Origin of the sequence: Amycolatopsis japonica, assembly GCF_000732925.1 — a bacterium.
In the GTDB taxonomy this organism is placed as follows: domain Bacteria; phylum Actinomycetota; class Actinomycetes; order Mycobacteriales; family Pseudonocardiaceae; genus Amycolatopsis; species Amycolatopsis japonica.
The window spans coordinates 3,760,937-3,781,270 of record NZ_CP008953.1 but is presented as its reverse complement, the minus strand read 5'-3'; the positions used below and the strand labels follow the sequence as shown (position 1 = coordinate 3,781,270).

General features: G+C 69.1%; 22 protein-coding genes. 13 read left to right on the top strand and 9 right to left on the bottom strand.

Translation table 11 applies throughout. From position 1 onward, the window contains the following. The first annotated feature begins 158 nt into the window (after positions 1-158). Positions 159-1,481 (top strand): MFS transporter, encoded by a 1,323-nt coding sequence (locus tag AJAP_RS17670; protein WP_038513054.1) that lies wholly within the window; start codon positions 159-161, stop codon positions 1,479-1,481. After that, on the top strand, positions 1,478-2,026 hold the full coding sequence (locus AJAP_RS17665; protein ID WP_038513051.1) for a nuclear transport factor 2 family protein: 549 nt from the start codon (positions 1,478-1,480) through the stop codon (positions 2,024-2,026). Before AJAP_RS17670 ends, AJAP_RS17665 begins: the two co-directional genes overlap by 4 nt. A gap of 151 nt (positions 2,027-2,177) precedes the next feature. Here the strand turns inward: AJAP_RS17665 and AJAP_RS17660 are convergent, their stop codons facing one another. The 5 genes from AJAP_RS17660 to AJAP_RS17640 all read right to left on the bottom strand — a co-directional run bounded on the left by AJAP_RS17660 (position 2,178) and on the right by AJAP_RS17640 (position 6,365). Next, positions 2,178-2,819 carry a response regulator transcription factor gene (locus AJAP_RS17660; protein WP_038513048.1) on the bottom strand — a complete coding sequence of 214 codons (642 nt, stop codon included), beginning with the start codon at positions 2,817-2,819 and terminating at the stop codon, positions 2,178-2,180. A gap of 13 nt (positions 2,820-2,832) precedes the next feature. Beyond that, on the bottom strand, positions 2,833-4,044 hold the full coding sequence (locus AJAP_RS17655) for an amidase (RefSeq protein WP_038523302.1): 1,212 nt from the start codon (positions 4,042-4,044) through the stop codon (positions 2,833-2,835). Positions 4,045-4,049: 5 nt separating this feature from the next. After that, positions 4,050-4,310: a hypothetical protein gene (locus tag AJAP_RS17650; RefSeq protein ID WP_038513045.1), complete on the bottom strand. Its 261-nt coding sequence runs from the start codon at positions 4,308-4,310 to the stop codon at positions 4,050-4,052. Beyond that, positions 4,307-4,807: a flavin reductase gene (locus AJAP_RS17645; protein ID WP_038513041.1), complete on the bottom strand. Its 501-nt coding sequence runs from the start codon at positions 4,805-4,807 to the stop codon at positions 4,307-4,309. The genes AJAP_RS17650 and AJAP_RS17645 overlap by 4 nt, the downstream gene beginning before the upstream one ends. Positions 4,808-4,877: 70 nt before the next feature. Further along, the gene (locus AJAP_RS17640) at positions 4,878-6,365 is read right to left on the bottom strand and encodes a PAS domain-containing sensor histidine kinase (protein WP_038513038.1); all 1,488 of its coding nucleotides are present in this window, start codon (positions 6,363-6,365) and stop codon (positions 4,878-4,880) included. Between the two features lie 159 nt (positions 6,366-6,524). Here AJAP_RS17640 and AJAP_RS17635 point away from each other — a divergent pair, with 159 nt between their 5' ends. The 7 genes from AJAP_RS17635 (at position 6,525) to AJAP_RS17605 (ending at position 12,899) form a co-directional block, all read left to right on the top strand. Then, positions 6,525-7,664, top strand: a complete 1,140-nt coding sequence (locus tag AJAP_RS17635; protein ID WP_038513036.1) for an acyl-CoA dehydrogenase family protein — start codon at positions 6,525-6,527, stop codon at positions 7,662-7,664. 35 nt (positions 7,665-7,699) lie between these two features. Continuing rightward, a complete protein-coding gene (locus AJAP_RS17630; protein WP_038513032.1) occupies positions 7,700-8,071 on the top strand; it encodes a hypothetical protein in 372 nt (123 codons plus the stop codon). 5 nt (positions 8,072-8,076) lie between these two features. After that, positions 8,077-9,372 carry an aromatic ring-hydroxylating oxygenase subunit alpha gene (locus tag AJAP_RS17625; protein WP_051972498.1) on the top strand — a complete coding sequence of 432 codons (1,296 nt, stop codon included), beginning with the start codon at positions 8,077-8,079 and terminating at the stop codon, positions 9,370-9,372. Beyond that, positions 9,365-9,859, top strand: a complete 495-nt coding sequence (locus tag AJAP_RS17620) for an aromatic-ring-hydroxylating dioxygenase subunit beta (protein WP_038513029.1) — start codon at positions 9,365-9,367, stop codon at positions 9,857-9,859. The genes AJAP_RS17625 and AJAP_RS17620 overlap by 8 nt, the downstream gene beginning before the upstream one ends. After that, positions 9,856-10,605, top strand: coding sequence for an SDR family NAD(P)-dependent oxidoreductase (locus AJAP_RS17615; RefSeq protein WP_038513026.1), 750 nt, complete (start codon positions 9,856-9,858; stop codon positions 10,603-10,605). Before AJAP_RS17620 ends, AJAP_RS17615 begins: the two co-directional genes overlap by 4 nt. A 15-nt stretch (positions 10,606-10,620) precedes the next feature. Then, a complete protein-coding gene (locus AJAP_RS17610; protein ID WP_038513023.1) occupies positions 10,621-11,574 on the top strand; it encodes a PDR/VanB family oxidoreductase in 954 nt (317 codons plus the stop codon). A 101-nt stretch (positions 11,575-11,675) separates the two neighbouring features. Further along, positions 11,676-12,899 carry a cytochrome P450 family protein gene (locus AJAP_RS17605; RefSeq protein ID WP_038513021.1) on the top strand — a complete coding sequence of 408 codons (1,224 nt, stop codon included), beginning with the start codon at positions 11,676-11,678 and terminating at the stop codon, positions 12,897-12,899. Here AJAP_RS17605 and AJAP_RS17600 read toward each other — a convergent pair. The 3 genes from AJAP_RS17600 to AJAP_RS17590 all read right to left on the bottom strand — a co-directional run bounded on the left by AJAP_RS17600 (position 12,888) and on the right by AJAP_RS17590 (position 16,709). After that, a complete protein-coding gene (locus AJAP_RS17600; protein ID WP_038513018.1) occupies positions 12,888-13,841 on the bottom strand; it encodes an Lrp/AsnC family transcriptional regulator in 954 nt (317 codons plus the stop codon). The two genes, AJAP_RS17605 and AJAP_RS17600, sit on opposite strands and share 12 nt — an antisense overlap. 452 nt (positions 13,842-14,293) lie before the next feature. Then, a complete protein-coding gene (locus tag AJAP_RS17595) occupies positions 14,294-15,799 on the bottom strand; it encodes an FAD-dependent oxidoreductase (RefSeq protein WP_038513014.1) in 1,506 nt (501 codons plus the stop codon). Between the two features lies 1 nt (position 15,800). Further along, complete coding sequence (locus AJAP_RS17590; RefSeq protein ID WP_038513012.1) at positions 15,801-16,709, bottom strand: AurF N-oxygenase family protein; 909 nt, start codon at positions 16,707-16,709, stop codon at positions 15,801-15,803. Positions 16,710-16,819: 110 nt separating this feature from the next. Here AJAP_RS17590 and AJAP_RS17585 point away from each other — a divergent pair, with 110 nt between their 5' ends. Continuing rightward, positions 16,820-17,683, top strand: a complete 864-nt coding sequence (locus tag AJAP_RS17585; RefSeq protein ID WP_038513009.1) for an alpha/beta fold hydrolase — start codon at positions 16,820-16,822, stop codon at positions 17,681-17,683. On the opposite strand, the gene AJAP_RS17580 is transcribed toward AJAP_RS17585, so the two are convergent. Continuing rightward, positions 17,667-17,993, bottom strand: a complete 327-nt coding sequence (locus AJAP_RS17580) for a putative quinol monooxygenase (RefSeq protein ID WP_038513006.1) — start codon at positions 17,991-17,993, stop codon at positions 17,667-17,669. The two genes, AJAP_RS17585 and AJAP_RS17580, sit on opposite strands and share 17 nt — an antisense overlap. 75 nt (positions 17,994-18,068) lie before the next feature. On the opposite strand from AJAP_RS17580, the gene AJAP_RS17575 reads away from it, so the two are divergent. The 3 genes from AJAP_RS17575 to AJAP_RS17565 all read left to right on the top strand — a co-directional run bounded on the left by AJAP_RS17575 (position 18,069) and on the right by AJAP_RS17565 (position 20,312). Further along, on the top strand, positions 18,069-19,268 hold the full coding sequence (locus AJAP_RS17575) for a sensor histidine kinase (protein WP_038513004.1): 1,200 nt from the start codon (positions 18,069-18,071) through the stop codon (positions 19,266-19,268). Next, entirely contained in the window at positions 19,256-19,903 is a 648-nt protein-coding gene (locus AJAP_RS17570; protein ID WP_038512999.1) for a response regulator, read from the top strand. The genes AJAP_RS17575 and AJAP_RS17570 overlap by 13 nt, the downstream gene beginning before the upstream one ends. A gap of 214 nt (positions 19,904-20,117) precedes the next feature. Then, a complete protein-coding gene (locus AJAP_RS17565; RefSeq protein WP_038512996.1) occupies positions 20,118-20,312 on the top strand; it encodes a hypothetical protein in 195 nt (64 codons plus the stop codon). Positions 20,313-20,334 lie beyond the last annotated feature (22 nt).

Sequence of the window (20,334 nt, the reverse complement as noted above, 5' to 3'; positions counted from 1 at the left end):
CCGATTCTGGCACCAGATGGCCCGCGGTAGGGAAATCCTTCAGCCCGCCAACAGGTTCCTCCAATAGGCGCGGCACCCCCGCCTTCCTACCTTGGGACGAACGTTGCCGGGGAGGGGCGCAACGTCGACCGCCCGTCACCGTTCAAGGAAGAGCGCGCATGACAGCATCCACCGCTCCATCCAGGACCACCTCGTCCCAGACCCGCCGGCTCGCGATCGGCGCGGGTGCCGGGACCTCGCTGGAGTTCTTCGACTTCTCCATCTACACGGTCGCCTCCGCGCTGGTCTTCCCGAAGGTGTTCTTCTCCGGCGACACCGATCCCTGGTTCGCCTCGTTCATGAGCCTGGCGACCTACACGATCGGCTACGTCGTCGCGCCGCTCGGCGCGATCGTGATGGGCTGGGTGGGCGACCGCTACGGCCGCCGTCGCGCCATGCTCATCACCTTCTATCTCATGGGCGCGGCCACCGTCCTGATGGGACTGTTGCCCGGCTACGCCACCATCGGGGTCGCGGCGCCGTTCCTGCTCGTCCTGTTGCGCCTGGTGCACGGTTTCTCCCGTGGTGGTGAGCTGGGCGGGGCGTCGGTGCTCGCCGTCGAGCACGCGCCGCCGTCACGACGGGCGGCGTTCGGCGCCTTCGTCGCCTTGGGCTCGCCGCTCGGCGCGCTGCTGGCGAACCTCGCCTTCGTGCTGATCTTCTATTTACCGCAGGGGGCCATCACCAGCTGGGGCTGGCGGATCCCGTTCATCGCGGGCGCGGTCGTCCTCGCCATCGGTGTCTGGGCGCGGCGCGCGCTCGAGGAATCGCCCGTGTTCCACGAGCTCGCGGCCAGCAGACTGGACGAGAAGATCGTCAAGATCCCGATCTGGAACGTCATCCGGGACAACTGGGGCAGGCTACTGCTCGCCGCCGGCGCGAACACCGGGCTCAACGGTGTCATGTTCGTCCTGGCCGGATTCATGCTCTCCTACGCCGCCGGTCCCGCGCCGAAGGGCCTCGGACTGGACATCCAGGACGTGCTGTGGTGCACGTTGCCCGGCCTCGCGATCCATGCGGTGACGGTCGTGCTCGGTGCCCGGCTCTCCGACCGGCTGGGCCGCAAACCGGTGATGCTCGCGGCGTCCGTCGCGGTGCTGGCGTACATGTTCGCGCTCTTCCCGATCGCGCGGGTCGGCACGCTGACCGCCTGGGCGCTCGCCATCGCCGTCGGTTTCGCGCTCACCGGGTTCCTGTTCGGCCCGCTGATCACCTACCTGACGGAACTGTTCACGCCCGAACAACGGCAGTCCGGCGCCGGGCTGGCGTACCAGATCGGTGCGGTACTCGGCGGCGGCCTCGCGCCGTCGATGGCGAACCGGCTCATCGAATGGACGGGCACTTCGACGTCGGTCGGCTACTACCTGGCGGGCGGGATGGCGCTGACCGTCGTCTGCCTGCTGGCCCTTCCCGAAACCGCACCCGTGAGGACCCACCGATGAACGACGAACTCACCGAACTCCGGCGCCGCGTCGAGGTGCTGGAGGCCGAGGCCGAGATCCGCCGTGTCCAGGCCCGCTACATGTTCCTCTGCGACACGCCCTGCCCGGAGTACGGTGTCACCGACGACGACCGGCGCATCGACCTGATCCTCGAGCTCTACGCGGACGACGCCGTCTGGGAAGGCGTCGGCGAGCACTACGACGGGCAGTTCGGCCGTGCGGTGGGCAAGGACGCGATCCGGGCCCATTTCCAGCGGTTCTGGGGCGAGAAGCGGGACCCGGCGCTGGTCCTCAACGCCCATTACCTGACTTCGGAACAGATCCGCGTCGACGGCGACCGGGCCGACGGGCAATGGATCCACGTCCAGCCGTGGCTCTACGCCGACGGGACGGGGCTGCTGCGGTCGAGCAGGCTCAACAACGCGTTCCGGCGTGAGGACGGGCGTTGGCTGATCACCCGTACGCGGACCGAGAACGTCTTCATCGCGCCGCTGCCCGCGAGGTTCGCTTCGGACTTCCCGGCGACTTCCGTACTGATGGCTTGACCTGGCACCGCACTCACGTGATCGAAGCCGGAACTCGCGTGATCAGAGGCGGAACACCCGAGTGCGGCCCCCAATCACGCGAGTCACGTCCCTGATCACGCGAGTCACGCCTTTCCGCTCACGCCGCGCAGTCCGGAATTCCCACTCGCACCTAGACGGTGACCTGGTGCTGAAGGACATCGCGCACCAGAGTGCCGAGGCTGTCCGACTCGGTCTTGGCCTTGATCCGGGCCCGGTGCACGTCGACGGTCTTCACACTCGTGCCCAGCCGCCGCGCGATCAGCTGACTGGGCAGACCATCGATCACCAGCAGGAGCACCTCCCGTTCGCGCGGGGTCAGCGTCGCGATCCGCTCGGCGACGGCCTTGCGGCACGCGGCCTCCGCGAACCGTTCCGCCGCGACCACCAGTTGCGCCTGGACGACCTCCAGCATCCGCTGCGGCTCGTACGGCTTCTCGAGGAAGTCGACGGCACCCAGGCGCAGCGCCCGCACCGACATCGGGATGTCGCCGTGCGCGGAACAGAAGATCACCGGGGCCGGGAATTCACGGGCGACCAGTTTCTCCTGCAGTTGCAGGCCGCTGAGCCCCGGCATCCGGACGTCGATGATCAGCACGCTCGGCTCGTCGGGATCGAACTCCTCCAGGAAGGTCGGCCCGTCCGGGTAGACGAGCGCCTGGATCCCGACGCTCTCCAGCAGGAACACCAGGGATTGGCGGATGGCCTCGTCGTCGTCGACGATGTAGACCACCGGCGACGTCTCGCCGCCGGACGCGGAATCGGTGGTGACCATGAAGAGCTCCCTATCATGAATCCCCGGCGAGCACCCGCTCCGCCCAGCACGCGTGCCCGAGCAGTTCGTTCTCCCCGCCGTGACGGCCGACGAGTTGCAGGCCGAGCGGCAGACCCGCCGCGTCGGTGAATCCGGGAACGGTGACCACGGGCAGGCCGAGCGCCTGCCAGCCTCGGCTCAGCACCGGGTTCCCGGTCGCCTCCAGTCCGTGTGGCGCCGCGCCGGGCGCGGCCGGGCCGAGGACAACGTCGAACACGTCGGCCAGCCGGTCTGAGCCCTCGGCGATGGTGGCGCGGGCGGTTTCGTATTCGTCGGCCGAGGTCGCGGCCCCGGCCCGGAGAAGCTGCGCCAAAGGTGCACTCAAACGCTCGGCCACCGCGAGTTCGGCAGACCTTTCCCGCGCTGCTTCGTAGGCCATCACCACGGGATGCGCGGCCGTGAGCTCGACCATCAACTGTTCGTCGCGGAACGGCTCGACGGTCGCCCCTGCCTCCCGCAGACGTTTCGCCGCTTGCGTCAGCGCATGCCGCATCGGTGCTTCGACGACGTCGAGCGCGTCGGCGGACCACACCAGGATCCGCGGCGGACGCGGTTCTCGTGCGGAATCGCCGGTCAGCGCGGACCACGCGAGCGCGAGGTCGGCGGCCGTGGCCGCGAAGACGCCGTGGCTGTCCAGGCTGGGGCTCAATCCCGTCACCCCGGTGGACGGGTACCTGCCGTGGCTCATGACCAGCGAGGCAACGCCGCAGTACGACGCCGGTCTGGTGACCGACCCGGCGGTCTGCGAACCGAGCGCCAACGGCACCTGCCCGGACGCGACCGCGGCGGCCGACCCGCTCGACGAGCCGCCCGGGGTGTGGCCGAGGGCCGCGGGATTCCGGGTCGGGCCGGGCGCGAAGAACGCGAACTCGGTGGTGACCGTCTTGCCGAGCGGAGCCATTCCGGCCGAGCGCCACGCGGTCACGATCGCCGCGTCCGAGGTCGCCGGAGCGGCCTCCGCGCGCAGTGTCGAACCGCAACGGGTGGGCACACCCGCCAGATCGATGATGTCCTTGACCCCGAGTGGCACACCCGTGCCCGGCAGGAAGGCCGTCCGGTCGACCCACGCGCGCAGCTCCGCGTCCGTTTCGGCGATCCGGGCGAGCGCGCGTCGCGAAGCCGCCTCCGGAGTGGTGCGCCCCTGCCGCAGGTCCTGGACGAGTTCCCGCAGCGACCACGGGCGCATGAGGTTCACTCGTCCTCCCAAGCGGCGTCCGCTTCCCAGTAGTCGACGCCGCCGGCGCTGACCGCGTGCCGCCACTCGGACGTCCGCTTCAGCCTGGGTTCGACCCGCGCCGTCACTTCGTCGGCGACGTCGGGACCGTCGGCCGGGGCCTGCCAATGGACCCAGTTCAGCTCACGGCCCTCGGCGTCGTGCACGAACAGATCCACATGGCGCCAGCCGTACCCGTGGTTGTCGTTGTAACACATCAACGTGGTGCGCTCGCTCATGGCGCGATCCGGTGGAATTCGCGGCGGAAGTAGGCGAGTCCCCCGGCGTCCTCGTCGACGAAGACGTCCTCGACCTCGACGAAGAGCACCGTGTGCGTCCCTTGGGTGAACTCGGCGCCGACTCCTCCGATGAGGACGGCGGCCGCGTCGCGGACGACGGGGATGCGGAACCTGTCGTGGTCCCAGACCTCGAACCGGAACCGGTCGAGCATCGGCACGTCCGTCGCACCGGCGAACTGCAGGGCGAGGTCCTCGTGCTGGGCGGCCAGGACGTTGATGGCCATCCTGCCGTTGGTCCGGAAGATGTCGTGCGTGTAGCTCGACTGGTTGACGCAGACCAGCAGGGTCGGCGGTGAGTCGGTGACCGAGCAGACCGCGCTCACCGTGATGCCGGCGCGGCCGCTGACGCCGTCGGTGGTGACGATGTTGACAGCCGTCGAAAGGTTCGCCATCGCCGCGCGAAACCGTCGCTGGGTCGTGGTCAGCTCATCGGGCATACCTCGACGCTAGAGCCGGGGCCGAAACCGGCGATATCCCGACTTCCACCGCGCCGCCTGAGGATTTCCCTTACGTGTCCAGCGGCAGCGCGAACCCGAACCGCGAGCCCCCGCCGTCCCGCCGCTCGGCCCAGATGCTCCCGTGCTGCCGGGTGATGATGCGGTGGCTCAGCGCCAGCCCGATCCCGCTGCCACCGGGTTTGCTGGTGAAGGATTCGGCGAACGGATCCCTGGCGACGCCGCGGCCGTGATCGTCGACGGTCAGGACGCCGACCCCCTCCTTGGCTTGAGTGCCCACCGTGATCCGCCGCTGCGGGGGTTCGCATTCGGTCGTCTCGTCGATCGCGTTGAGGCAGAGGTTCATCACCACCTGCCCGGTGAGGACGCGTTCGCACCGGACCAGCACCGGCGCCGGGTCGAGCCGGACCTCGACGGCGACGGAGTTCGGCGCGGCGCTCAGTTCGATGAAGTACAGGCACTCCCGGACGATCTCGTTCAGGTCGACCACCTGCTCGACCTGTTCCAGGTGCCCGACGAAGGACCGCAGCGAACCGACGATGTCCTTGGCCCGGTCGATCTGCCGGGCGACGCTGTCCAGGCCGTAGCCCATCTGCTCGCGGACGTCACCGCCGCCCGCCATCGTGGCGGCCCGCGCGCGGATCCCCGCGATGAAGTTCGCGGCGGCGGCCAGCGGCTGCCCGAGTTCGTGCGCGATCGCCATCGCCATGTCCCCCATGGCGTTGTAGCGCGCCAAGTAGTTCTCGTGCCGCAGCTCCAGCTCTCGCCGCGCTTCGCCGCGGACGCGCTCGGAGACGTCGTGCAGGATCATCAGATACGCGTCGACCTCGGACTCGGAAAGCCGCTCCAGGCTCCCTTCCAGCCAGGTCGAGCTCTCCCCCGGCAACTCCAGCTGCACCGGCCCGACCGGATCGGCACCGGCGACCACCTCGGCCCAGCGCACCGGCCTGCCGCCCAGGTACAGCCGCGCGTACGCGGTCAGCGGCTCCCCCGCCAGCCGATCGTCGTCGCCGGTCAGGCCGAGGAACGTCAGGGCGCTGTCCGTCGCGAACCGCACCGCGCCGGCGGCGTCGAGCATGAACGCCACGGTCGAGGTGTGCCGTGCCAGCGCGTCGACGTACGACGTCGTCAGCTTCAGCTCTCGTTCGATCTCCTCCGCGCGCTGGATGTCGCGGAACTGGACCATCACCGCGGGCCCGCGCTCCAGTTCGACCCGGATGGCGACCGCGTCCGTGGGGATGACCCGGCCGGATTTGCTCCGGTAGTGCCACACGATCCGGCTCGAACCGTGTTCCACCGCCGCCTGGAGCCACGCTCGACCGATCACCCGGTCGTACTGCTGGGCGGAGCTGCTCATGTGGTTGGCCTTGAGCGGGCGCAGCTCGGACAGACTGAATTCGAGCATCTCGCACGCGGCGGGATTGGCCCACAGGATGTTCTTGGTCGCCGCGTCGTGGACCAGCACGCACGCCTTCGAGGCGTTCATCATCGCCACGAAGTCGCCGGTGGCCAGCTCAGGCGCGATCGGGTCGACCTCCACGGCCTCAGCATAGGAGTTCGCCGCCGGGCCCTCCGGTAAGGATTTCCCCTACCCGTCTGCGTGGGAATCCCCGGCCGTCGGCAGGCAATGACCAATGGCCACACGCGGCGGTGATCCCTAGCGTCGGAGACATCTTCCCTACGACGCGAGGAGCGCCCGATGGCCCAGATCCAGGAGAGCCCGGCCGTGACACTCGACGATGTCCTGGCCGAACTCCTCGAGCGCCGTCAGGAGTTCCGGGACCAGAGGTACGTCTCGCGTGACTTCGTCGGGCGGCTCAAGGCGGCAGGCGTCTACCGGTCCGCGACGCCCGAACGGTTCGGCGGCAGGCCCCTGCCCCCGGCCGAATTCCTGCGGATGGTGGAGCGGATCTCCGTCGTCGACGGATCCACCGGATGGGTGGCCAGCTTCGGCTCCGCGCTGGTCTACCTCGCGGCGCTGCCCGTCGAGACGCAGGCCGAGCTCTACGCCGACGGTCCCGACGTGTGCTTCGCCGGTGGTCTCTTCCCCGTCCAACGAGCCGAGCCCACCGCCTCCGGCTTCCTGGTCGACGGGCGCTGGAAGTTCGCGAGCGGCTGCATGGGTGCGGACATCCTCGGCGTCGGGATCCCAGGCGACGACACGACCGCCGGAAAGCCCCGCACTGCCCTGCTGCGGCCCGAGCAGGTCGAGATCGTCCAGGAGTGGGACGTCGTCGGGATGAAGGGCACCGGGTCCTTCGACCTGGTCGTCGACAAGGTCGAGGTGCCACGCGAATGGACGTTCATCCGCGGCGGTGAACCCACCATCGACGAGCCGTTGTACCGCTACCCCACCCTCGCCTACGCCTCCCAGGTGCTGGCGGTCGTCGGTGCGGGTGTCGCCCGCGCGGCGCTCGACTTCGCGACCGAGGTCGGCAGCGGCCGTTCGGGTGTCACGGGCGCGCCGAAACTCGCCGACCGCGCCTACTACCGGACGGGACTGGCCGAAGCCGAGGCGACGATGCGTTCGGCGCGCGCGTACTTCTACGAGGTCACCGACGAGGCGTGGCAGACCGTGCTGAGCGGCGATCCCGTGGCGCCGCACCAGAACGCCCACCTCCGGCTGGCCTCGACCCATCTCGCGAAGACCGCCGCCGAGACCGTCAACCGGGTCATCGGCCTGTCCGGGACGGGTGCCATCGCCACGAGTCATCCGCTGCAGTGGCTGCTCGGCGACGCGCTCGTCCCGCAGCAGCACGCCTTCCTGGGGCCGGCCATGTACGACGCCGCGGGTGCCGTGCTGATGGGCCATCCGCCCACCGTTCCCGGCTTCCAGTGACCCACTACCGACCGACGAGGAGTTGGACCACCACCATGAGCGACACCCCGTTGCGTGTGCTGTTCTGCATCGGCATCAACCAGAACTTCTTCGACCTTCCGGAAGGCGGCGTCGCCACCGGAGACGTCTGGACCGCCTTCGTCGCGCTGATGGACGGCATCAAGGGCCTGCCCGGCGTGGACTTCATCGGCGACATCGACGACGACTCGCATATGGTCGGGCCGTCCGACGGGTGGCCGTGGACGTGTTACCTGCTCTGCGACGTCGACACGCAGGAAACCGTCAAGCAGGCGTGCGACTTCCTGCGCAGCACCCCGGTCGGCGACAGCCCGTGGAAGCTGTGGAAGTACGCCAAGATCGAAGCGCGTATCGGCCGCGCCCTCACACCGCGCGAATACCGGGGCTGATCGCGATGACCGAATTCACCGCCGCCACCGTGTACGACCTGCCGCCCGCGGACCTCGTCCTCGGCGACCGGGTCGCCGGCCGGATGTACACCGACCCCGCGATCTTCGACCAGGAGAGGACGAAGATCTTCGAGCGGTCCTGGATCTGGGTCGCCCACGAATCGGAACTGCCCAAGGCCGGCAGTTTCAAGTCGACCCATGTCGGACGGCATCCGGTCATCGTCACCAAGGACCGCAAGGGCGAGATCCGCACGCTGGTGAACCGCTGCCGCCACCGGGGCGCGTCGCTCTGCGAGAAGAAGACCGGCCACGCCAACGGATTCACCTGTCCTTATCACGCCTGGTCCTACGGGCTGGACGGCAAACTGCGCGGCATCCCGTACCCCGACGGGTACGAGGGCGTGATGGACAAGGCGGATCTCGGGCTGAAGACCCTGCGCACCGAGTCCTACGGCGGGATGATCTTCGCGACCGTGGACGCCGACGCCGAGCCGCTGGCCGACTTCCTCGGCGACGTCAAGCTGTGGATCGATCGCTTCATGGCGCAGGGTGGCGGCTATCCGGTGAAGGTGCTCGGCACCCACCGGTTCACCTACCGGGGCAACTGGAAGATCCAGCTGGAGAACACCACCGACGGGTACCACTTCCCCATCGTGCACCGCTCCTGGATGGCCTCGGTCGACGCGGAAACCGCCGAGATGATGTCGTTCATGACCGATCCGACGGCGGTCACCCACGATCTGGGGAACGGCCACTCGGTGATGCAGATGGTCCCCGAACACTCCGATCTGGAGGCGGACGACGGCAGCGAACCGCTCCAGCCGCGGTTCGACGGCCTGGTCGCCCAACTCGAAGCCGCCGGGGCGGACGAGGCCGAGATCCGCAGGCTCGTCCGTGCCGTGCACGGCACGGGGTTCAACCTCAACCTGTTCCCGAACGTGTCGATGTCGATCTCGTTCTTCCGGGTGTTGCGGCCGATCAGCGTCGACGAGACCGTCATCGAGCACGTCGCCCTCGGCAGTGACGGCCCGGCCGAGATCGTCGGGCCGGTCAACCGCGAGCGGCTGCGCGCCCACGAACATTTCCAGGGTCCGTTCGGGTTCGGCACCCCGGACGACTCCGAGGGCTGGGACCGGGTGCAGCGCGGCGCCCAGGGCGCGCCCGAGCTGCCGATCATGGTCAACCGCGGTCTGGGGCGCGAAAAGCCCTCCGCCGAAGGCTGGCCGACCAGCCATGTCACCGACGAGACCGGGATGCGGGCGGCGTACGCCCAATGGAAGCGGATGATGAGCGATGACTGAGACCCTCACCGATCCGCGGGTGGTCCGCGCGATCGAGCTGGCCTGGCGCGAGGCCGCGCTGCTGGACGCCAAGGAATACGAAGCCTGGCAAGGGCTTTACGCCGACGACGCGCGGTACGTCATCCCGATCGAACGCGACGCCGAGGATTTCGACGACGTCCTCAACATGGTCCACGACGACGCCCGGATGCGCGGATTGCGCGTGCGGAGGATGACCGAGGGCTACGCGATCGCCGCGGTGGACTCGGCGATCACCGTGCGGACCGTCTCGCGTTTCATCCCCACGGACGTCGACGACCGGTCGGTCACGCTCAAGGCCGCCCAGATCATCGTGGCGTACAAACGCGGCCGTCACGACCTCTGGGCCGCGGACGTCGACTACGTCGTCCGTCTCGGCGCCAGCGGCGACGAAGACCGCTTTGCCCGCAAGGTCGTCCGGCTGGTCAACGCCGACGAAGCCGTTCCCGCCGCGGGATTCCTGCTGTGAGCGGCTCCGCGCCGGTCGCCGTGATCACCGGCGGGGCGACCGGGCTCGGCGAGCGGATCGTCCGGCGCCTGCACGGCGGCGGCCACCGCGTGGCGATCGCCGACCTCGACGAGGCCGCCGCGAAACGGCTCGCGACCGAGTTGGACCGGACCGGGGCGCACGCCCAGAGCTACCGCGTCGACGTCGCCAGCCGCCCGGACATCGACCAGCTGCTCGCGTCGGTGCTCGGCGATTTCGGCGGCGTCCAGGTGCTGGTCAACAACGCCGCCCGCACCCAGGCACGACCGTTGCTGGAGATCACGCCGCAGGAGCTCGACGAAGTGATGGCGGTGAACTTCAACGGCACCTTCCACGCCTGCCAGCTGTTCGGCGCGCACATGGCCGAAGCCGGGTACGGCCGGATCGTCAATCTGGCCTCGCTGGCCGGGCAGAACGGCGGCACCTCGACCGGCGGGCACTACGCGTCCTCCAAGGGCGCGATCCTGACCGCGACCAAGGTGTTCGCCCGCGAGCTCGCCGCACGGGGAGTCACCGTGAACGCGGTCTCCCCCGGACCACAGGACAGCCCCATGGTCCACCGGATCGTCGGTGAGGAGAACCTCACGAAGCTGACGGCAGGCATCCCGGTCGGACGCCTGGGCAGCATGGCGTTCATCGCCGAGATGGTGGCGCTGCTCGCCTCCCCCGAAGCCGCCTCCGTCACCGGCGCCTGCTGGGACGCGAACGGCGGCCTGTTCATGCGCTGACCAGGAGGCATCCAGATGACGAACGTCCTCTTCCGCGTCGTCGAAATCACCGAGGAGACACCGGAAATCCGTACCCTGCGGCTGGTCCGGCAGGACGACGAGCCGCTGCGCGTCCGTTACCGGGCCGGTGCGCACGTCGACGTGATCGGCCCGACGGGGGTGCTGCGGCAGTATTCGCTGTGCGGCGCCCCCGACGACCCGCGTTCGATCCTGATCGCGGTCAAACGGGAACCGGCCTCGCGCGGTGGATCCGTGGCGATGCACCAGGTCTCGGTCGGCGACCACCTCAAGATCAGCGAGCCGCGCAATCTGCTGGCCGTCGCCGAAGACGCCGACCGGCACGTCCTCGTCGCCGGCGGTATCGGCATCACGCCGCTGCTTTCGATGGCCTACGAGCTCTACACCTGGGGCAGCGAATTCGAGCTGCACTACTTCGCGCGCTCGCGGGAAACCGCGGCGTTCGTGGAACTGCTGGAAGAACGGGTCGAGTTCGCCGACCGGATCCGGCCGCATTTTGGCGTCCCCCGCGCCGGACATCCCGCCGTGCTGCGGACGATCGCCGAGGAGCTGACCCCGTCGACCCACGTCTACACCTGTGGCCCCGACGGTTTCATGCGACAGGTCGGCGACGTGCTCGGCCCGGTCGTCGGCGCGGACCACGTGCACGTCGAACATTTCGAGGCCGCCGAGGTGGACACTTCCGGCGACCGTCCCCTCACCGTCGAACTCGACACCGGCGAGGAATTCGAGGTACCGGCCGGGAAATCGATCCTGGCGGTGCTCGAGGACAACGGCATCGAGGTCTTCAAGTCCTGCGAGGAAGGGATTTGCGGCTCGTGCGTGTCCGGCGTGCTCGAAGGCACCCCGGATCATCGGGACAACTGCCTGACCGCCGCCGACCGCGAAAGCCAGATGGCACTCTGCGTTTCGCGCGCGCTCACCGACCGGCTCGTCATCGAGCTGTACTGAGCGACCACCGTTTGGGCGACCACCGTTTGGCGAATAGCCGGGCGACGGGCGCCGCTGGCAGGCTGGACCCGGTCCGCTCCGCCGAGAAAGGGTGATCCCCGGTGACGCGTCCCCTGGTTCTGGACCCGAACGGCCAAGACATCCACGCCGAGAATGAACGACTTCGCGAGCAAGGCCCGATCACCCGGGTCGAGTTGCCGGGCGGTGTCGTGGCCTGGTCGGTGACCGGCTACGAACTCCTGCGTGACCTGCTCAGCGACCCGCGTGTGTCCAAGGACGCCCGGCAGCACTGGCCGGCGCTGGCCGAGGTCAGCGCGGACTGGCCGTTGCTGGTGTGGGTCAACGTGCGGAACATGTTCACCGCTTACGGCGCCGACCACAAACGGCTCCGCTCGCTCGTGACGCAGGCCTTCACCGCACGCAGGATCGCCACGCTGGAGCCCTGGATCACCCGAATCGTCACCGATCTGCTGGACGGACTCGCGGCCCTGCCCGCCGACGAACCCGTGGACCTGCGGGAGAACTTCGCTTATCCGGTGCCCATCGAAGTGATCTGCCACCTGTTCGGCGTACCGGACTCGGCCCGCGGCAGACTGCGGCACTCGGTCGACGTCTTCTTCCGGACTTCGGCGAGCCAGGAGGCGATGCTGGCCGCGTACCAGGACATCCATTCGATCTTCACCGAGCTCGTCGCCGCCAAGCGGGAGAACCCCGGCGAGGATCTCACCACCGCGCTCATCGCCGCACAGGACGACGGCGCCCGGCTCGACGAAACCGAACTGATCGACACCCTGATCCTGTTCATCTCGGCCGGTCACGAAACCACCGTGAATCTCCTCGACCAGGCCATTACGGCGCTGTTGACCCATCCCGATCAGCTCGCACTGCTGCGCGCGGGGCAGGTCTCTTGGACCGACGCGATCGAGGAAACCTTGCGGTGGCAGGCTCCCGTGGCGAACCTGCCGTTGCGCTACGCCGTCGAGGACATCGCCGTCGCCGATGTGGTCATCCAGCAGGGCGACGCGATTCTGGCGGGCTACGCCGCCGCCGGACGGGACCCGGCGCTGCACGGGCACGACGCCGACGCGTTCGACGTCACGCGGAAGGACAAAGCGCATATCGCGTTCGGGTACGGCGCGCATTTCTGCATCGGCGCGCCGCTGGCCCGGCTGGAGGCGGCGATCGCCCTTCCGGCCCTGTTCGAGCGTTTCCCGGACATGACCCTCGCGGCGCCGCCGGACGCCTTACGGCATCTCGACTCGTTCATCTCCAACGGCCACCGATCGCTGCCGGTCCGGCTCAAGAATCCGGCGTCAGACTCGTAGCTCGGGTGTCAGCACGCTGCTCCGCTTCAGTCCCTTCGTCACCAGCCCGGTGTGCACGGAAACCGCGAGCCGCGCCCAGACCGATTCGACGACGAACCGGTGCAGGGTCTCGAAATCGGGCAGCGTCACGTCGGCCATCAGCTGGTGCTCCCCCATGGTCGCCGCGGCGTACCGGACGTACGGCGAGGCGAGCAGCTCCCGGCCGAGTTCGTCCACATCGGACGGACGGCTGCGGATCCACAGCAAGGCCTCGATCGGGAGGCCGAGCACCGCCGGTTCGACGACGGCGCGGATGAACATCTCCCCGCTCCGGCGCAGCGATTCCACCCGGCGGCGCACCGTCGACTCCGACACCCCGACCAGCCGGGCGAGCTCCTCGTGGGTCCGTCTGCCGTCCTCGCGCAACGCCCGGACGAGCGCGCGCTCGTCCGGGGTGAAGACGTCACCGTCCGGATGCCGGGGTTGCGGCGTCAGCTGGGGAAGTTCGCCGAGTTCGGCCACTTCGGCCGCGGTCAGAATCCCCGGCTGCCATTCGTGCACGGTGCGGTAGTACTTCGTGATGGGATCCGCGGTGAGCTCGTGGAGTCCCGGGGTCGTGGCGATGTCCTCCGACAAGTAGGCCGCGAGCCGCTCGCGCGAGCAGCACACCTCGGCGGCGACCTCGGCCTGCCCGGTGAGCAGATAGCAGAAGCTCGCCTCGGCGCGGCGGGCCAGCGCGGTCGCGGCCGTCCTGGCGAGCCCGGCGGCGCATTTGGCGCGAACCAGCATCGGCACGCCGTAGGGCGTCACCGCCATCACCGTGACGATCCCGGTTTCCAGCAACCGCACCCCGCGCCTGGCCACGGTGCGTTCGGGGGCGCCGAGCGCTTCGGCGATACGCCGCCACGACGCCCGGCCGTCCACCTGCAGGGCGCCGATGATGCGGAGATCGAGTGGATCCATCCGCCCATGATGTGGCCGATTCCGCCAGATGTCGAGCGCGTCTTGTCGAACCCGGTCAGGTCGGTGTCGCACTCGCGTGATCGAAGCCGGAACTCGCGTGATCAGAGACGGAACACCGAGTGCGGCCTCCAATCACGCGAGTCACGTCCCCGATCACGCGAGTCACGTCTCCGCCCACGCCGCGCCTGTGTGCTTAGTCCGTGAAGGCCTCCTTGAGGGACTCTGGGTCCCTCAAGGAGGCCTTCACGGACTTCGGGCCAGTAGATACAGAGGACGGCGCGTGTGCTCAGACGGACGACACGCGTGACTGGACGGACGCCACACGCGTAGTCGCTCGCCGTCCGCCTGGACACGCGTGTCGTCCGCCTGATCACACGTGTCGGCCATCCAGTCACGCGACATCGCCGCCGCGCATCAAACCGACAGCGACATCGGACGTCGAAACCGTCAGGTCACCGTTCGCGGAACCGTGCGGCCAACGCGGCCACCGGCGATCGCCGCGCCCGCACCGGAAGCGCGCCGGAGGTGATGTCCTCCAGCAGAGTCGCCACGGTCTCCCGCGCACAAGTGCGGTTCGCGCCGATCCCGCCCGACGGACCGCGTTTGATCCAACCGACCACATACGCGCCACTGCGCCCGTCGACGCGACCCGCGGTGTTAGGGATCGTGCCGCGGTCGTCGTCGAACGGAAGCCCGGGTACCGGGACACCTCGATAGCCGACGGCGCGGACGACCTGACCGGCGGCGATCTCCACCGTCCCGTCCTGCCCTGTGACGCGCAGGCCGCGCACCTGGGTGTCGCCGACGATCTCGGCGGGCGCGGAGTGGAACCGCAGGACGATCCGGCGAGCGTCCGAACCCGGCGCAACGGTCCAGTCGACGGTCTCCCGGCCGAGGTCGCGCAGCAGCGCCGCCTTGCCGGTGCCCACGTCGATCGCGGCCGTGGTGCGCGGGTCGGCGTCATCGACGACGAGCGGTACACCGGCGCGTCCCGCCAGCGCGAGCAGCTCCGGTGACGTGTAGGCGGCGTCCTCCGGTCCGCGCCGGGCGAGCAGTACGACCTCCCGGATTTTGCTGGTGCGCAAGCGTTCCAGTGCGTGCGGGGCGATCGTCGTGCCGGCGAGGTCATCGGGGTCGGCGGTGAGGATCCGGGCCACGTCCAGCGCGACGTTCCCGGTGCCGACCAGCACGACACGCTCCGCGGACAGGTCGACCGCGTTCGCGGGCACGTCCGGATGGCCGTTGTACCAGGCGACGACGGTGGTCGCGGCGATACTGCCGGGCAGATCCTCGCCGTCCAGGCCCAGCCGGCGCGCGGACGAGGCACCGACCGCGTAGACGACGGCGTCGTGCCGTTCGGCCAGCTCGTCCACCGATACGTCGCGGCCGATCTCGGTGCCCAGGCGCATCTTCAGCCGCGGATGCTCGTGAAGCCGCGAGAAGGTCTCGCCGATCCGCTTCGTGGCGGGGTGGTCCGGGGCGACGCCGTAGCGGACGAGCCCGCCCGCGACCGGCAGCCGGTCGATCAGCGTGACCCGCGCGTTCGTGTGGAGGAGCAGGTCCTCCACCGCGTACATACCGGCCGGGCCGGTGCCGACGACGGCGATGTCCGGCGGCGCGAAGTCGCTCGGGATGGCCCGGTCGAACGTCGGCGGGCTCCACCGGTGGAAGTTCGGCGCCGGATCCACCGAGGCGACGGGCTCGCGGTCGGCGTAGAAGGCCGCGTTGATTCCCGCGTAGACCTGCAGCGGTCCGGTCAACAAGTCCGCCGGGAAGATGGCGTCCACCGGACAGGCGTCCGCGCAAGCCCCACAGTCGATGCACGTGTCCGGATCGACATAGAGCATCTCGGTGGTGCCGAAATCGGGCTCGTCCGGCGTCGGGTGGATGCAGTTGACCGGGCAGACCGACACGCAGGTGGCGTCGTTGCAGCAGGTCTGGGTGATCGCGAAGGCCATGTCAGATCAGGTTCGCCCGCTTGTAGAACACCAGCGCTGGGCGGGTCAGCAGACCGCACGAGCCGAGGAACTCCATCAGCCCGGCACAGCTGGACCGCATCATCGACTTGTGGTGCTCGTTGGCCTTCGCCTCGCGCAACGCGCGCTTGGTGTCGAGTCCCGCGTGCTTGTACACGTCGCGGTTGATCATGCTGCTGACGATGAAGTACGAAGCGATCGCGATGACCAGCGCGTCGATCCGGCGGCGCAGGAAGCCCGCGCCCTCCAGCTGCTCGCGGGTCTCCTCCCTGGCGAACTTCATGTGCCGGGACTCCTCGACCACGTGGATGTTGTTGATGGTGCGCACGAACGGGACCACGCGCTCGTCGCGCATCCAATCGCGCTGCATGACGTCGAGGACCTCCTCGGCGACGAGGATCGCCGCGTACGCCGCTTCGCCGCTGGCCGTCGCCTTGAAGATGCGGCCGAGTTCGACAGCGAGCTTGCGTGGGCGATACGGCGGCGCGCCGAGCTTCGCCGCGCCGCGGGCGAACATGATCGAGTGACGGCATTCGTCGGCGATCTCGGTCAGCGCCCACTGGAACGCCGGATCGGTCGGGTCCTTGGCGTAGAAGTCGCGCAGCACCATCTGCTGCAGGATCATCTCGAACCAGATGCCGGTGCTCGCCACGGAAGCAGCTTCCTGGCGCGTGAGCTCCTTCTGCTGCTCCGGGCTCATCTCGGCCCAGTAGCTCGTGCCGTAGAGCGTGCTCCACTCCGGGCTGGCACCGTGGAAGTCCTTGTCCAGCGGTGTCTCCCAGTCCACCTCGGTGGCCGGGTCGTAGGACAGCATCGCGGACGAATCGAGGAGCCGCTGCGCGGTCTCGTGGCGGCCTGCCCCGGCCGTTCGTGGCACATCGGTGCTGGTCATACGGACCTCCCTGACGACGTCGACAGAGTGCGCGGCTACCTGTTACCGCGATTCACTGTTACTCAAGGTAACATATACGAGCAGTCCACGAAAGAAGGGGAAATCCGCCCATGACCGCGCCCCGCCGCATCGCCACCTTCGACCACGACGGACTCGTCTTCGATGTCCGGGACACCGGACCGCTCGACGGCGACGTCGTCGTCCTGCTGCACGGTTTCCCGCAGACCGGCGCCTCCTGGGCCGACACCGCCGCCCTGCTCCACCAGCGGGGATACCGCACGATCGTGCCCGACCAGCGCGGCTACTCACCCCGCGCACGCCCGCGCGGCCGCTTCGCCTACCGGTCCAGCCGTCTGGTGGCCGACACCGTCGCCCTCATCGACACCCTCGGCACCGGGCCGGTCCACCTCGTCGGACACGACTGGGGTGCCGTCGCCGCCTGGTCGACCGCGGCCCGGCGACCCGACCTGGTCACCTCTCTGACCACCGTGTCGGTCCCCCATCCCGGGGCGTTCCTCCGCGCGATGCTCGGCAGCGACCAGCTCGTCCGGTCGTACTACATGTTCCTGTTCCAGCTCCCCTGGCTGCCCGAACTCGCCATCCGGAGCCGGCCACGCGTACTGGAACGCACGCTGGCCGGCACCGGGATGACGCCCGCCCAGATCGACCAGGTCCGCCAGGACATCGTCCGCGGCGGCGCCCTCACCGGCGGCTTGAACTGGTACCGCGCGATGGTCTTCAACCACCCGGCCGCCCTCCGCGCCCGGGTCACCGTGCCGACCACCCACGTCTGGAGCGACGGCGACACCGCCCTGTCCCGGCGCAGCGCCGAACTCGCCGGCCAGTACGTCGACGCCGCCTACCGGCTCGAAATCCTGTCCGGCGTCAGCCACTGGGTGCCCGAGGAAGCGGCCACGACACTCGCCGCCATCATCGACCGCACCGCCACGGACGCCGCTAGTCGACCGGTGTGACCTCGGCCATCTCCGACCACGCGTCGCCGTCGAGGTTCTGGTAGTTGATCCGGGGCTTCTCGGCGACGACGGTCGCCATGAACGGGAAGAACTCCTGAGCGTGCTGCGTCGCGACGTGCGCGTCACCGGCGGCGCTGTCGGCGAAGACCTCGACGAGGACGAATTCGTTCTCGTCGCCGGCATTCTGGTAGTAGTCGAACGAAATGTTGCCAGGTTCGCTACGCACCTGCTGCGTGTAGCGGTCGATACCGGCGAGCCATTCGGTGCGCTTCTCGGGGCGGATCTGTGCTTTGAGAACGATCAGGATCATGGTCCGAGTATCGCAAAGCGGGCCTTCACGCGCTCCGCTCCGAGGCCGCCGACGGCCGGATGAAAGACTGGCGGGGTGATCACCCGGCTCCGGTCCAGTTGGTCCGCGATCCGGTACCTGGCGGTCGGCGCGGCCTCGTCCATCGTCTCCTGGTTCGTCCTCGTCGGCATGCTGTTCGTGTTGATGATGTGCCCGTTCGGTGTCGGGATCCCGGCGGTGCCGCACGCGCTCAAGCTGATCAGGTATCCGGTCAACTTCGAACGACGGCGATCGGCGCGCCTGCTGGACGAGCCCATCCCCGAGCCGTACCGATCCGGGAACCCGGTGACCGACCCTGCCTCGCGACGGGATCTGGCCTGGCTCGTCTTCCACGCCGCCACCGGTTTCATCGTCGGCATCTTCGCCATCGCCTTTCCGCTCGGCGGGCTCCGCCAGATCCTCACGGCGTTCATCTGGCCCATGGTGCCCGGCGGAGTGGAAAGCTCGCTCGGGTTCATGGTCACGTCGTGGCCGCTCGCGGCGCTCAGCGCGGTCACGGGCGTCGGGATGATCGCGCTCCTGTTCCTGTATCCCCGCTTGGCCCGCTGGCAGGCTTCCATCGCGCGCAGGCTGCTCGCACCGGCGCCCGGGGTGGTGCTGACCGACCGCGTCGTCGAACTGGCCGCGTCGCGGGCCGCCGCGCTGGAGGCCCACGGCGCCGAACTCCGTCGCCTCGAACGCGACCTGCACGACGGGACACAGGCGAGGATCGCCGCGGTGGTGCTGCAGCTGGGGATCGCCGATTCGCTCTTCGACAAGGATCCGCAGCGGGCGCGCGAACTGCTCGGCAAGGCGCAGGACACCGCGACCGGCGCGCTCGCCGAACTCCGGACCGTCGTGCGCAGCATCCATCCGCCGCTGCTGACCGACCGCGGCCTCGACGGCGCCGTCACCGCGCTGGCCGACCGCTGCCCGGTTCCGTGCACTGTGGACGTTCGCAGCCGCAGTCGCCGTCCCGCCGCCGTCGAAGCGGCCGCCTACTTCGTCGTCGCCGAGATGCTGGCCAACATCACCAAGCATTCCGGCGCCGAACACGCCTGGATCACCCTCGACGGCACCGCCGACACCCTGCTCATCGAAATCCGCGACGACGGCCACGGCGGCGCCGACGAAGCCGCGGGCAGCGGCCTGTCCGGGATCCGCAAACGCGCCGAGGCCTTCGACGGGACCTTGAAACTGTCGAGCCCATCCGGTGGGCCGACCGTACTGAAAGTGGAGTTGCCATGCGGGTCGTGATCGTCGAGGACGACGCGCTGCTGCGCGAAGGCCTGGTGATGCTGCTGAACACCTCGGGCATCGACGTCGCCGCCGCGGTGGACGATGTGGACGAGTTCCTCGAACTGGTCACCAAGGACCGGCCCGACGCGGTGATCACCGACGTCCGGCTGCCGCCGACCCACACCGACGAAGGCCTCCGCGCGGCCGTCAAGGCTCGGAAGATGTATCCCGGGCTGCCTGTGCTCGTGCTTTCCGCGCACGTCGAAACCGGCTACGCGGCGGAACTCCTGGCCGACGGCAAGGGTGCCGTCGGATATCTGCTCAAGGAGCGGGTGGGGAAGGTCGAGAAGTTCCTCGACGCGCTGGACCGGGTCGTCAAGGGCGGGACCGCGATGGACCCCGAGGTGATCACCCAGCTGATGGCGCACCGCCGGGCGACCGATCCGCTCGAAGGGCTGACCGCGCGCGAACGCGAGGTGCTCGGGCTGATGGCGGAGGGCTACAACAACACGACCATCGCGGAACTGCTGGTGGTGAGCGACGGCGCGGTGCACAAGCACATCCGGAACATCTTCGCGAAGCTCGGGTTGCCGGAGGACAGCGGGCATCGGCGGGTCTTGGCGGTGCTGGCTTACTTGGGCGGTAAGGGCTAAGGCCCTCCCGAGGTCCGGGCGGCAAGTACATGAAGGACCCCTTCACTGCGCTAGACGCAGTGAAGGGGTCCTTCATGTACTGCACGGGGGCGTTGCGAAAGCCACTTTCGCAACGTCAGCGCCTCGGTCCGCCAGACGCGGTAGCGCTGGCACCACCCCACGACGGGGGTCACTCCCCTGGTCCCCCGATCCGCCGGACCATAGCGTCTTTCCCATGAACGACACCAAAAACGCCGGCGGCGCGCTCGTCACCGCCTCCCTCTGGCTGGTCCTCCTCGTCAGCTCGGCCACCAACGCGATCGGCCAGTTCGCGGGGCTGGACTGGACTTTCCGCACGATCGCGGGCGCCGTCGCGGTCGTGTGCATCGTGCTGCTGATCGTCCGTTACGTCGCCCGGCGCAGGGCCTGAGCACTTCGGCCCGCCCGGAAGT

Bases quoted from the DNA above. Each gene is read 5' to 3' on its own strand.
- AJAP_RS17670 (WP_038513054.1), top strand. From the start codon at position 159: ATGACAGCATCCACCGCTCCATCCAGGACCACCTCGTCCCAGACCCGC.
- AJAP_RS17665 (WP_038513051.1), top strand. From the start codon at position 1,478: ATGAACGACGAACTCACCGAACTCCGGCGCCGCGTCGAGGTGCTGGAG.
- AJAP_RS17660 (WP_038513048.1), bottom strand. From the start codon at position 2,819: ATGGTCACCACCGATTCCGCGTCCGGCGGCGAGACGTCGCCGGTGGTC.
- AJAP_RS17655 (WP_038523302.1), bottom strand. From the start codon at position 4,044: ATGCGCCCGTGGTCGCTGCGGGAACTCGTCCAGGACCTGCGGCAGGGG.
- AJAP_RS17650 (WP_038513045.1), bottom strand. From the start codon at position 4,310: ATGAGCGAGCGCACCACGTTGATGTGTTACAACGACAACCACGGGTAC.
- AJAP_RS17645 (WP_038513041.1), bottom strand. From the start codon at position 4,807: ATGCCCGATGAGCTGACCACGACCCAGCGACGGTTTCGCGCGGCGATG.
- AJAP_RS17635 (WP_038513036.1), top strand. From the start codon at position 6,525: ATGGCCCAGATCCAGGAGAGCCCGGCCGTGACACTCGACGATGTCCTG.
- AJAP_RS17630 (WP_038513032.1), top strand. From the start codon at position 7,700: ATGAGCGACACCCCGTTGCGTGTGCTGTTCTGCATCGGCATCAACCAG.
- AJAP_RS17625 (WP_051972498.1), top strand. From the start codon at position 8,077: ATGACCGAATTCACCGCCGCCACCGTGTACGACCTGCCGCCCGCGGAC.
- AJAP_RS17620 (WP_038513029.1), top strand. From the start codon at position 9,365: ATGACTGAGACCCTCACCGATCCGCGGGTGGTCCGCGCGATCGAGCTG.
- AJAP_RS17610 (WP_038513023.1), top strand. From the start codon at position 10,621: ATGACGAACGTCCTCTTCCGCGTCGTCGAAATCACCGAGGAGACACCG.
- AJAP_RS17600 (WP_038513018.1), bottom strand. From the start codon at position 13,841: ATGGATCCACTCGATCTCCGCATCATCGGCGCCCTGCAGGTGGACGGC.
- AJAP_RS17595 (WP_038513014.1), bottom strand. From the start codon at position 15,799: ATGGCCTTCGCGATCACCCAGACCTGCTGCAACGACGCCACCTGCGTG.
- AJAP_RS17590 (WP_038513012.1), bottom strand. From the start codon at position 16,709: ATGACCAGCACCGATGTGCCACGAACGGCCGGGGCAGGCCGCCACGAG.
- AJAP_RS17585 (WP_038513009.1), top strand. From the start codon at position 16,820: ATGACCGCGCCCCGCCGCATCGCCACCTTCGACCACGACGGACTCGTC.
- AJAP_RS17580 (WP_038513006.1), bottom strand. From the start codon at position 17,993: ATGATCCTGATCGTTCTCAAAGCACAGATCCGCCCCGAGAAGCGCACC.
- AJAP_RS17570 (WP_038512999.1), top strand. From the start codon at position 19,256: ATGCGGGTCGTGATCGTCGAGGACGACGCGCTGCTGCGCGAAGGCCTG.
- AJAP_RS17565 (WP_038512996.1), top strand. From the start codon at position 20,118: ATGAACGACACCAAAAACGCCGGCGGCGCGCTCGTCACCGCCTCCCTC.